Genomic DNA, 12,213 nt, shown 5'->3' with positions numbered 1-12,213 from the left:
CGGCCGCCCAGCGGGCGATCTCGGTGGCCGGGCCGGCCAGCACACCGAGCGCGGCCAGCAGCTCGACCGCGGTGCCGGCGTCCAGCGCGGCCAGCTCGAGCACGAACGACACCCCGGCCCAGCCGCCGCCGAACCAGCCGGCGTCTGGCCGGTCCCGGCCGGCGATCACCACCACGGCATCACCCGGCAGCCGGGGGACCACGTCGTCGCGCAGCTCGCGCGCGCCGGCGGCGATCCGCTCGAAGCCGTCGAGGAACACCACGGTACCGGCGCGCACGTCGACCAGCGCGGCGGCGATCGCCTCCGGTCGCGGCTCGATGGACCGCGCGTCGATCCACCTGGTCGGCCGGCCGGCGGCGCGCGCGGCCTCGGACCACGCGCGCAGCAGCTGGGTCTTGCCGATGCCGCCCGGACCGTGCACGAGCAGGACGTTCCGGTCGAGCTCACCGGTGAGCACCCTGGCGAACAGCGCCAGCTCGACCGACCTGCCAACCAGCACGCCGCCCCGCCCGCTCACCCGGTCGCCGATCGTCAGGTCCATGTGTCCCCACCCTCGTCAACGTGCCCGGTGGACACCAGGAAACCAGGTGCGCACGGCACATCGCCAACACTGCCGGTCCAGCGCGTCTCGAATGTCCTTTGTGGACACTGCAGGAGCCCGTGGCGGTTCCGGTAGCCTTGACTGTTGGGATACTGTCGTGTCTCGCTGCTTTCGGGGAAGCACGGACTGTGAGATCCAGTCGAGCAGCATGAAAACCGCTCCTGCGATCCGGACACCTGGTGATCATGGCATCTCATTCGCCCACGTCGGCGCTGCCGAGGCATGCTGGAACGTGGATCAGCATCATCGGCGTCACCGCCTACGTGCTGGCCTCGCCGTTACTGTTAGGCGACTCGCTCGCCGACTCCCTGTGGTGGGTCGTGGCCGGGGTGATCGCGATCGGCGTCGTGGTGGCCGGCGCGCTCGTCTCCGCCAGAGCCGCCCGCGCGCACGACGACGAACTGTTCCGGCTCGACGACCAGGTCCGCGCGCTGGAGGAGGTCAGCCGCACCCGCAGGCTGGCGATGGAGAACCTGGTCGAGGCCCAACTGCCGGCGCTCACCGTCGTCGGCCCGATCCCGCCGCTGCCCGACGCCACCGGCGACGACGCCACCGCCGCGGTGCTCACCCGCGCCGCCGGCCACCTGGCCCGCGTCCGCGACGACCAGCACGCCCGGCAGGACGCCGTGCAGGCCGCGGTGGTGACGCTGGGTCGCAAGGTGCAGGCCTCCGCCCACCGCATCCAGGAAGAGGCCGCGCGGATGGTGCGCCGCCACCCGGCCGACGCCGACGTGCTGCACACCAGCATGCGCGTCGACCACGCGGCGGCCCAGCAGGCGCGCAACGCCCAGAGCCTGGCCGCGCTGTGCGGGGAGTGGCCGGGCCAGCAGTGGCACCAGTCGCTGCCCATCGCCGACGTGGTGCGCGGCGCCGCCGGGCGGATCACCGCCTACCAGCGGGTCGAGGTCTCCGGCGACCCCGGCGTCGCGGTCGCCGCGCGCGTGGTCGAGCCGTTGATCCACCTGCTGGCCGAACTGCTCGCCAACGCCGCCCAGTCCTCCCCGCCGACCACCCAGGTGCTGGTGTCGCTGCGGCACGTCCAGCGCGGCGCGGTCATCGAGATCGACGACGGCGGTGTCGGCCTGGACGACGTCCGGCTGGAGCGGGTCCGCGAGATCGCCTCCGGCCGCCGCCACGTCGGCCTCGCCGACCTCGGCGAGATCCCGCAGACCGGCCTGCCCGTGGTCGGCGCGTACGTCCGCCGGCACGGTTTCCGGGTCGACATCACCGAGTCGGTCTACGGCGGCCTGCGCGCCATCGTCCTGGTGCCGACCGAGCTGACCGAGCCCGTCGTGCCCTCCGGCGCCTTCACCCACGCCCTGGCCCGCCGCCAGGAACCCGCGAGTCCAACGCTCCCGACCGGCGAGTCCACCGTTCCCGACACGCTGCCGGTCGACGAGCCACCCCGTCCCCGCCCTCGGCCCCGCCCCGCGCCGGAGCCGGCGGTCGCCAGCGTCGCCCCACCGGCGCCCGACCCCGAGCCGCTCCCCGACCCGGTCCCCGACCCGCCGGCACCCGACCCGGTGCCGGACCCAGCGCCGGAGCCCGAGCCAGCGCCGGAGCCCGAGCCCGAGTCGGAATCCGAGCACGTCTCCGGCGACATCGGCCTGCCCGTCGACGACCTGCCGGCGCTGCCCCGCCGCCGGTCCCGCCGCGCCGAAGCCCTGTCCGGCACCGTCGACTGGCCAGACGAGCACCAGGAACGCCCCGCCCAGTCCGCCGAGGAAGCCGGCCAGTGGATGGGCGCCTTCCTCAGCTCCACCCGCCAAGAAACCAGCACCACCGACCGCCACGCCGTAAACCACCACGATTCGGAGGACCGATGAGCGACCCGCGTGGCCGCCAACCGCACCCAAGGGGAACGGATCACCACCCCGCCAATGCCCTGAATGAGGCATTCGGGACGTTCAACGTCCCGAATGACCCATTCAGGGCATGGGGACCAAGGCGAACGGGGGAGGCCGGGGCATGAGCACGTATCCGGATGACAACAGCTGGATGCTGGAGTTGATCAGTACGGTGCGCGGTGTCCGGCACGCGGTGGTGTTGACCTCCGACGGCCTGCTGAAGGTGCGTACCGGGCACACGCCGGTCGACGTGGCGGACAAGCTCGCCGCCGCCTGCGCCGGCCTGAGCTCCCTCGGCCACGGCGTGAGCAAGGAGTTCGGCACCGGCAGCGGCCCCCGGCAGGTGCTGGTCGAGTTCGACGGCGGCTTCCTGTTCGTCCGCGGCGCCGGTGACGGCTCCCGGCTCGCCGTGGTCACCGAGCAGGTGATCGACCCGGCGCTGATCGCCCAGCAGATGCAGGCGCAGGTGCTCACGATCGGCGAACGAACGTTGAGCACCCCGTCGCGCGCCGGCTGACCGCATGGCGGACCCCGACTACACCGATCATCCCGTCCGGTCCTATGTGATCACCTCCGGTCGCGCCCGCCCGTCCCGCAACACCATCCGGCCGGAGACGCTGCTGCGCGTCGATCCGGAGTTGCCGGTGCCGATGTCGGCGAGTCGGCAGGCCCGCGAGCTGCTGCACCTGTGCCGAGGGGTGCTGTCCCTCGCCGAGGCGGCGGCCTACCTCGAACTGCCGGTGAGCCTGGTGGTCGTGATCGCATCGGACCTCGTGGACACCGGCCACCTGTCGATCCGCTCCGGTCCGCCACGCCACGCACTACTCGACCGCGACCTCCTGGAGAAGGTGCTCAATGGTCTCCGCAACCTCTGACTCCGACCGCTATGTGCCATCGACCATCTCCCAGTCGGTCAAGATCCTCGTGGTCGGCGCGTTCGGGGTCGGCAAGACGACGCTGATCGGCTCGGTCAGCGAGATCCCGCCGCTGCGCACGGAGGAGGCGATGACCGTCGCGAGCGTCGGCGTCGACTCCCTCGCCGGCCTCGACGAGAAGACCACGACCACGGTCGCCATGGACTTCGGCCGCATCACGGTCAGCGAGGAAGTGGTGCTCTACCTGTTCGGCACGCCGGGCCAGCGCCGGTTCTGGGACCTGTGGGAGGGCCTGGCCGACGGGGCGGTCGGCGCGCTGGTGCTGGTCGACCCGCGCCGGGTCGAGGACAGCTTCGAGGTCTTCGACCAGCTCGAGCTGCGTACCGGGATGCCGTTCGCGGTCGCGGTCAACCAGTTCCCCGGCGCGCCCCGCTACAACCTCGACCAACTGCGCGACGCCCTCGACCTGTTACCGGAGACGCCAATAGTGAGCTGTGACGCCAGAAACCGTGAGTCCTCGGCGGCGGCGCTCGGCACGCTCGTCGAGCATGCCATCAGGTTCCCCGTCTCCGCCAAGGCGTTCGCATGACCACGACCCACCGGCGCACGCTCGCCGAGCTGACCGACCTGACCCCGCTGATCACCACCACCAACGTCGCCGACCCGCAGGTCGCCTACCGCGCGCTGCGGGAACGGTGGGGCGAGATCGCGCCCGTCGAGCTCGAACCGGGCATCAACGCCTGGCTGGTGCTCGGCCACCACGAGCTCTGCCAGGTGGTGCGCAACGAACAGCTGTTCTCCCGCGACCCCAACAACTGGCGCCTGTTCGTCGAGGGCGTGGTGCCGGAGGACTCCGGTCTCGGGCCGATGATGTTCCCCCGGGACAACGCCTACTTCGCCGACGGCGACAAGCACCGCAGGCTGCGCGGCCCGCTGGACGAGGGCCTCGCCGGGCTCGACGAGCACCGGATGAGCCGGTTCATCCGGCGCACCTGCGTCGACCTGGTCAACGGGTTCGCCAGCCGGGGCGAGGCCGACCTGGTCTCGGACTACGCGGCCGTGGTGCCGATGCTGACCGTCGCCGGGCTGTTCGGCCTGCCGCCGGCGCAGGGCCACCAGCTGCGGGCGGCGCTGGTCGCGTTGTTCAGCTCGGCGGAGGACTCGGCCCCGGCCGCCAAGGAGCTGGAGCGGATCCTCACCGGCGTGATGGGGGCCCGGCGCCAGCTGCCGGCCGACGACCTCACCACGGCCTTCCTCAACCACCCAAGCCTGCGCGACGACTTCGAGGTCCAGCAGTCGATGGTGCTGATGATCTCCGCCGGCTACGAGACCACGACGTCCTGGATCGCGCAGACGCTGCGGTTGATGCTGGCCGACCCGCGCTTCGCCGGCCGGTTACGCGGCGGGCGACTCGGCCTGGACGACGCGCTGGACGAGGTGTTGTGGCGCGACCCGCCGATGTCGAACATGCCGGCGCGGTACGCGCTGGTGGACTGCGAGCTGGCCGGGATGCCGATCCGGCGCGGGGACGCGCTGATCCTCGGGCTGGCCGCGGCCAACGCCGACCCGAGGGTGCACACCGACGACCCGTGGCTGGAGATCGGCAACCGCGCGCATCTGGCGTGGAGCGCGGGCCCGCATGCTTGCCCAGCGCAACGAGCCGGCCGAATGATCACACGGATAGCGGTTGATACCGCGCTACACCGACTACATGATGTGACGTTGTCGATACCGGCTGACACGGTCACGCTACTGCCTTCGCCTTGGACACGGTGCCCGGCCAGCCTGCCCGTCACGTTCGTCCAGCCAGGAGGCTTATCCAGATGACCGAGCCGGTCACCGCGCAGGTTCCCCTCATCCACCTCGACCCCATGAGCGCCGATCATCACGGTGAGGCGGCGAGAATGCGGGAGCTGGGTCCGGTGGTCCGGGTGGTGCTGCCCGGTGATGTCCGGGTGTGGGCGGTGACCGAGCACGCGTTGCTCGCCGAGCTGGTGACCGATCCTCGGGTGTCCAAGAACTGGCGCAACTGGAACGCGATCATCTCCGGCGAGGTCACCGACGAGTGGCCGCTGGTCGGCATGATCAAGGTGACGAACATGGTCACCAGCGACGACGAGGCGCACCAGCGGCTGCGCCGGCCGGTCACCAGGACGTTCACCCGGGGCCGGGTGGAGCGGCTGCGTCCTCGGCTCACCGAGATCGTGCGCGAGCTGCTCGACGCCCTGCCGGCCAACGCCGACGCGGACGGGGTCGTGGACCTGCGCCAGCACTACGCCTACCCGGTGCCGATGTCGATGATCTGCGAGCTGACCGGGGTGCCGGTCGAGTGGCGGCCGCGGCTGCGTGAGCTGGTGGACAGCATCTTCCGCACGAACACCACCGCCGAGGAGGTCGTGGCCACCCAGCGCGACCGGCACGCGCTGCTCAACCAGCTGGTCGAGCTGCGCACGGAGGTGCCGGGGGAGGACCTGACCAGCGCGCTGATCGAGCTCGGTGCGCAGGACCAGGAGGCGCTGACCACCGAAGAGCTGATCGACACGATCTGGCTGCTGCTGACCGCCGGTCACGAGACCACGCTCGGCCTGGTCGTGAACGGGGTGCGGGCGTTGCTCACCCACCCCGACCAGCTCGAACTGGCGCGCACGGGCGGCCCCGAGGTGTGGGCGCGGGTGGTGGAGGAGACGCTGCGCTGGGACGCGCCGATCGGCAACTTCCCCGCCAGGTACCCGTTCGAGGACATCGAGATCGCCGGCGTGCGGATCCCGAAGGGCGAGGCGATCCTCGCACCCTACAGCGGCGTCGGCCGCGACCCGGCCCACCACGGCCGCGACGCCGACCAGTTCGACATCACCCGGCCGGCGGCCCGGCACCTGGCCTTCGGCGGCGGTGCGCACATCTGCCTCGGCGCGCACCTCGCGCGGCTGGAGGCGCAGGTGGCGTTGCCCGCGCTGTTCGAGCGGTATCCGGACGTGCGGCTGGCCACCGACGCGGCGAAGCTGCCCCCGGTGCCGTCGTTCTTCTCCAACTCCGCCGCACTGCTGCCGGTGACGCTGGGCTAGCGACTTCGCGGGTCGATGGGGCGGTTGGGCGGTGCCCGGCTGCCCCATTATCCGTTCACCCGTCCGGGCGGCGGTGCGGCCGGTTGTCTGTCCACTGTGGAGTCCAGGACACCGTGGCGCGACCAGGCGGAGGTGGATCGCCCCGTCCGGGCGACGACCTCGCGGTGATCGTCTCGGCCGGCGTGCGCCAACCGTTGCCGTGGCAGGACCCGTACCTGCCGTCCACTATGGACATTGCGGCACCATCTGGGCGCGCCGGGTGGCCGGAGTGTTGAACTCGCGTGTCGGGAGTGCTGGACTCGCGGGGTGAGAGCGTTGGACTCGCGGGGTGGTGGGATTACTGATTCGATCAGGGGTCGAACGAACAGGGGCGATGGCGCTTGTCATGGCGGGGGACCGGCGCGAGACGGTCACGCTATTGAGCCATTTGGCCCTTAACTTTTGTCGCTGAACGACATAAGTTCGACTCGTTTGATCAGAAGCGGGCCGAAGGGCGAGGCAGCATGACAAGGATGTCATCGCAGCGGGAGCACGGATGCACACGTTCTCCTGGCGAGCTGTGCGCATGGTGAGCCGATCCGGCCACGGCGCGAATCCCCACCTGGCCCCGACCTGGACATCTCCGGGGTCATCCGGCCATCCCCCCGCTCGCCTGCACTCCCGCCGACTGGAGATCCATGATGGATAATCGCGCACCCTCCCGACTCACCCGTCGGTCCATGCTCGCCGGCGCCGCCGTCGCGGCGGTCGCCCCGGTCGCGGTCGCCAGCACCGCAGGGCCGACGGCCACCGCGACGGCCAACGCGGCACTCGCGCGCACCCGCCGGGTGACGATCTACGCCGAGGCGCTGCCCGGCAACCAGTTCGGGTACGGGCTCGAGCCGGGCAAGGCCACCGTCCCCGGCCCGCTGCTGGAGATCTACGAGGGCGACACCCTGGAGATCGAGCTCGTCAACAGCACCGCCGAACGGCTCTCCATCCACCCGCACGGCGTCAGCTACGACACCAACTCCGACGGCTCCCCGCTCAACGACTCGTTCAACGAGCCGGGGGAGACCCGCGTCTACACCTGGCGGACCCAGACCCAGTACCGCGCGAGCGGCGGCTTCTACATGCCGGGCAGCGCCGGCTACTGGCACTACCACGACCACGCCCTCGGCTCCGACCACGGCACCGGCGGCATCGCCCGCGGCCTCTACGGCGGGCTGATCGTCCGCCGCGCCGGGGACCTGCTGCCCGACCGGCAGTTCACCGTCGTGTTCAACGAGATGACCATCAACAACAAGGTCGCGCCGGACACCCCGATGTTCGAGGCCCGGCACGGGGAGCGGGTCGAGTTCGTCTGCGTCGGCCACGGCAACCTGCCACACACCTTCCACCTGCACGCCCACCGCTGGGCCGACACCCGCACCGGCATGCTGCGCGGCGAGAACGACCACGCCCACGTGATCGACAACCGCAACCTCGACCCCGGCGCCTCGTTCGGCTTCCAGGTCCTCGCCGGAGAGGCGGTCGGCCCCGGCGCGTGGATGTACCACTGCCACGTGCAGAGCCACGCCGACCCGATGTCGGGCATCTTCCTGGTGCGCAACGCCGACGGCAGCATGCCGGCGGGCGCCCAGGAGGCCATCGACCGCTTCCACAACCACCACCACGGCGCCGCCGCGGGCCCCAACCCGACCGGCGACCCGGCGCTGGCCCCCAACGACGGCGCGCACGAAGGTCACTAAAAGAACACCTCCCCGACCCGAAGCCATCCAGACCAGGCCCCAACCACCGATGAAGGAGCAAGGGATGGGACGAAGAGTTCCCACAGGCTCGTCTCGACGCCGATCCTGGCGAACCGCCGGCGTGGTGTTGATCAGCGCGGCCATGTCCTTCGGGACACTGGTCGCGCCGTCGATCGTCACCACCACGGCGCCGCAGGCCGACGCGCAGACCGTCGCCCCGGTCAACGTGCTGGTCTTCCACGGACCGGCCGCCGACCAGAAGGACCCGGTGACCCGCGCGACCGACGCGATCGCCGGCCTCGGTCAGCGCAGCGGCATGAACGTCGCGGTGACCGACGACCCGGCCGCGTTCACCGCGGAGAACCTGGCCCGCTACCGCGGCGTGGTGATGCTCTCTGCCGAGGGCGTCGAGCTGAGCGCGGACCAGGAAGCGGCGCTGCAGAGCTTCATCAAGGCCGGCAACGGCTACCTCGGCATCGCCGACGCGGCCAAGTTCCAGCCGGACTCGGAGTGGTTCACCGGGCTGATCGGCACCCGCCCCGGCGGCATCCAGCCGGTGGCCGAGGTGACCGCGAGCGGCGAGAACGCGCCGAACGAGTCCGCGGCCAAGCTGATCGACAACAACGAGAACACCAAGTGGTTGGCCTTCGCCAGGACGGGTTGGGTCAGCTACCGCCTGCACACCGCCGCCGCGGTGGCCAAGTACTCGCTCACCTCGGCCAACGACTTCGAGGGCCGGGACCCGGTGAGCTGGACCCTGCAGGGCAGCGCGAACGGGACCACCTGGACCGACCTGGACACCAGGACGAACGAGGACTTCCCGGAGCGCTTCCAGGTCCGCGAGTTCGAGTTCACCAACACGACCGCCTACGCGTACTACCGGCTCAACATCACGGCGAACGCGGGCGCGGACGCGCTCCAGCTCGCCGACTGGGGCCTGACCATGACCGACACCGGGCCGCCGCCGGAGCCGGAGCCCGCGGAGGCGGTGGTCAACCTCACCGACCGCCACCACCCGGCCACCGCCAGCCTGCCGGCGACCCTGACCCGCACCGACAAGTGGACCAACTGGGCGCCAAACCCAGTCGGTACCGTGCACACGGTCGCGCAGGTCGAGGAGCGGCACTACAACCCCGGCCCCGGCGCGAACGGCGCGTTCCACCCGGTGTCCTGGTGCCGTGACTACGAGGGCGGGCGCTCCTTCTACACCGGCATGGGCCACACCGACGGCAGCTACGGGGAGGCCGCGTTCCGCACGCACCTGCTCGGCGCGCTGCAGTGGACCACCGGCATGGTGCGCGCGGACTGCAAGGCCACCATCGCGGCCAACTACAAGATCGAGCGGCTGACCGCGCCCAACCAGCCTGGTCAGCTCGACCAGATCGGTGAGTCGCACGGCCTGACGATCTCGCCGGAGGGCACGGTCTTCTACATCGGCCGCGGTGCCTGCGCCGACAACGTCGTCCCCACGCCGAACGACTGGACCAACCCGGACATCGGCAAGGGCTGCGGCACGATCCACCAGTGGGACCCCAAGACCAACAAGGTCAAGCTGTTGACCTCGCTGGAGGTCATGGGCAACCGCGGCAGCGGTGGCGAGCTGGTCAAGATCGAGGAGGGCCTGCTCGGCCTGGTGACCGACCCGAACTGGGCGGACAACGGCTACCTGTACGTGTACTGGATGCCGCACGACTCGATCGACCGGGACAACCGGATCGGCAAGCGCACGGTCTCCCGGTTCACCTACGACCACCAGGGCCAGACGCTGGACCTGGCGTCCCGCAAGGACCTGCTGTCCTGGGACGTGCAGATCCACAGCTGCTGCCACGCCGGCGGCGGCATGGCGTTCGACGCGTCGGGCAACCTCTACGTCGGCTCCGGTGACAGCAACTCCTCGCAGGGCTCCAGCGGATACTCCGGCAACAACTGGACCGAGGAGTACAAGGGTGTCTCGTTCCAGGACGCGCGGCGCACCGCCGGCAACACCAACGACCTGAACGGGAAGATCATCCGCATCCACCCGGAGGCGGACGGCACCTACACCATCCCCGAGGGCAACCTGTTCCCCGAGGGGACCGCGAAGACCCGGCCGGAGATCTACGTGATGGGCGTGCGGAACATCTCGCGCCTGCAGATCGACCCGGAACACGACTGGCTGACCGCCGCCTGGGTGGGTCCGGACGCGAGCTCGCCGAACCCGGACCTCGGTCCGGCGAAGTACGAGACCGCGACCATCATCACCGAGGCGGGCAACCACGGTTGGCCGTACTGCATGGGCAACCGCCAGCCATACCGCGACCGGAGCAACAACGACGCGACGGTGCTGACCGGCTGGTACGACTGCGACAACCCGGTCAACGCCTCGCCGCGCAACACGGGTCTGGTGACCCTGCCGCCGGTCAAGGACAACATGATCTGGTATTCGCCGGATGGTGGTGGCCCGGTGTTCCCGAACCGGCCCAACTCCAGCATTCCGACCTACAACGCGGCCGACGCCACCTACACCCAGCCGTACCTGAAGGGCGGCGGGCAGGCGGTCATGACCGGTCCGACCTACCACTACGACCGGGTGGACACCGACAGCGGCGTCGCCTGGCCGGAGTACTGGGACGACAAGTGGTTCATCGGTGACCAGACCACCGCGTCGAACCGCGTCGCGGTGACCGTCGACCCGGCGGGCGTGCCGACCGCACAGCCGCCGCTGTTCGCCGAGACGCTGCTGAAGATCATTCCCCCGGGCGGTGCCAACAACCAGCTGCAGAGCTGGATGGACGCCAAGTTCGGTCCCGACGGCGCGCTCTACATGGTCGACTACGGCGGCGGGTTCTTCACCGTGCACCCGAACCAGAAGCTGATCCGGGTGAGCTACCAGGGTGGTGGCCCGACCCCGGCCGTGACCACCTCCTCGGTCGCCGTGCAGGACAAGGCGTTGACGCACAGCTTCAACGGCCTGCGTGCCGGTGGCGTGTCCTGGGCGTGGGACTTCGGCGACGGCACCACGTCGACCGAGGCCAACCCGACGCACACCTACAAGCGGGTGGGTCCCTTCACCGCCAAGCTGACCGTGACCTACGCGGACGGCGAGACGGCGACGACCAGGACCAACGTCAACGTCGGGTGTGTGGTGTCCGATCCGAACACCACGGTGACCCTGCTCGACGCCAACACGACGGTGCAGAACAAGAACGTCGGCGGTGGCTGCAAGGTCGACGACCTGATCGACGACGAGATCACCTGGGTCGGGCACACCAAGTTCGTCAACCACGTGAAGGGGGTGACCAAGCAGCTCAAGCAGCTTGGCATCCTCAACGCCAACCAGAAGGACAAGTTGGACGCCGCGGCCGCGGCGTCCAACATCGGCCGGGCCGGTGTGCGTGGCTACGACGCGCTGTACAACGGGCTGCCGGCGTCGCTGAACGCGTGGCGGCAGGCACCGGGTGGCTCGTTCGCGATCCAGCCGGACGGCTCGCTGCGGTCAAGTGGCGGGCTCGGCATGTTGTGGTACGCCGGCAAGGCCTTCGGCGACGTCTCGTTCAAGGCCCAGTTCCGCGACATGTCGCCGGATGGCACACACGCCAACAGCGGGATCCTCACCAGGTTCCCCGACCCGAGGACGCCGCTCGCGCAGCGCCCGCCGGGAAGCTGTGGCACCGTCGGCTCGGCGAGGACGTCCGAGGCGTGGGTGGCGATCTACTGTGGACACGAGATCCAGATCTACGACGGGACGACCGGTGAGCCGCAGAAGACCGGGTCGGTCTACAACTTCGACCCGATCGACCTCGACGGCGCCAACGTGACCGACAAGGGTGTGTGGAACGAGTACGAGGTCAAGGTTGTCGGCCAGCACTACACGATCATCCGCAACGGTGTGGTGATCAACGAGTTCGACAACACCCCGGGCAAGGAGTCCTCACGCGCGGGTGACCCGCCGACGGACCTGCGCCAGTTCCTCAGTGGATTCGTCGGGCTGCAGAACCACGGGAACAATGATCTGATCGAGTTCCGCAACATCCGGGTACGGGAACTGTAAACCGAGTGGGCCGGCCGGTGCACCGCGTGCCGGCCGGCCCACACCCTTTTTGTCCGCCCCTGTACGGA

Annotated in this window: 8 protein-coding genes and 1 pseudogene; 8 read left to right on the top strand and 1 reads right to left on the bottom strand. The window is 70.2% G+C overall.

What is annotated here, in order from left to right; all coding sequences use genetic code 11:
- Nucleotides 1-541 (bottom strand): annotated as a pseudogene (locus ACYVIP_RS04480) (hypothetical protein); the annotation flags it as partial.
- 245 nt (nt 542-786) lie between these two features.
- Between ACYVIP_RS04480 and ACYVIP_RS04475 the strand changes: the two are divergent.
- From ACYVIP_RS04475 to ACYVIP_RS04440, 8 genes are all read left to right on the top strand, one after another.
- Nucleotides 787-2,427, top strand: a complete 1,641-nt coding sequence (locus tag ACYVIP_RS04475) for an ATP-binding protein (protein ID WP_460392266.1) — start codon at nt 787-789, stop codon at nt 2,425-2,427.
- A 142-nt stretch (nt 2,428-2,569) separates the two neighbouring features.
- Nucleotides 2,570-2,965: a roadblock/LC7 domain-containing protein gene (locus ACYVIP_RS04470; RefSeq protein ID WP_460392264.1), complete on the top strand. Its 396-nt coding sequence runs from the start codon at nt 2,570-2,572 to the stop codon at nt 2,963-2,965.
- A gap of 4 nt (nt 2,966-2,969) precedes the next feature.
- The gene (locus tag ACYVIP_RS04465; protein WP_460392262.1) at nt 2,970-3,323 is read left to right on the top strand and encodes a DUF742 domain-containing protein; all 354 of its coding nucleotides are present in this window, start codon (nt 2,970-2,972) and stop codon (nt 3,321-3,323) included.
- Complete coding sequence (locus ACYVIP_RS04460) at nt 3,304-3,912, top strand: GTP-binding protein (protein ID WP_460392260.1); 609 nt, start codon at nt 3,304-3,306, stop codon at nt 3,910-3,912. Before ACYVIP_RS04465 ends, ACYVIP_RS04460 begins: the two co-directional genes overlap by 20 nt.
- Nucleotides 3,909-5,150: a cytochrome P450 gene (locus tag ACYVIP_RS04455; protein ID WP_460392258.1), complete on the top strand. Its 1,242-nt coding sequence runs from the start codon at nt 3,909-3,911 to the stop codon at nt 5,148-5,150. The genes ACYVIP_RS04460 and ACYVIP_RS04455 overlap by 4 nt, the downstream gene beginning before the upstream one ends.
- Nucleotides 5,147-6,385 carry a cytochrome P450 family protein gene (locus tag ACYVIP_RS04450; RefSeq protein WP_460392256.1) on the top strand — a complete coding sequence of 413 codons (1,239 nt, stop codon included), beginning with the start codon at nt 5,147-5,149 and terminating at the stop codon, nt 6,383-6,385. The genes ACYVIP_RS04455 and ACYVIP_RS04450 overlap by 4 nt, the downstream gene beginning before the upstream one ends.
- 719 nt (nt 6,386-7,104) lie before the next feature.
- Complete coding sequence (locus ACYVIP_RS04445) at nt 7,105-8,115, top strand: multicopper oxidase domain-containing protein (protein ID WP_460392254.1); 1,011 nt, start codon at nt 7,105-7,107, stop codon at nt 8,113-8,115.
- 64 nt (nt 8,116-8,179) lie between these two features.
- On the top strand, nt 8,180-12,145 hold the full coding sequence (locus ACYVIP_RS04440) for a ThuA domain-containing protein (RefSeq protein WP_460392252.1): 3,966 nt from the start codon (nt 8,180-8,182) through the stop codon (nt 12,143-12,145).
- The last annotated feature ends 68 nt before the right edge of the window (nt 12,146-12,213 follow it).

The sequence above is a fragment of the Actinophytocola sediminis genome (assembly GCF_054779715.1).
This window is presented reverse-complemented; position numbering and strand designations above follow the sequence as displayed.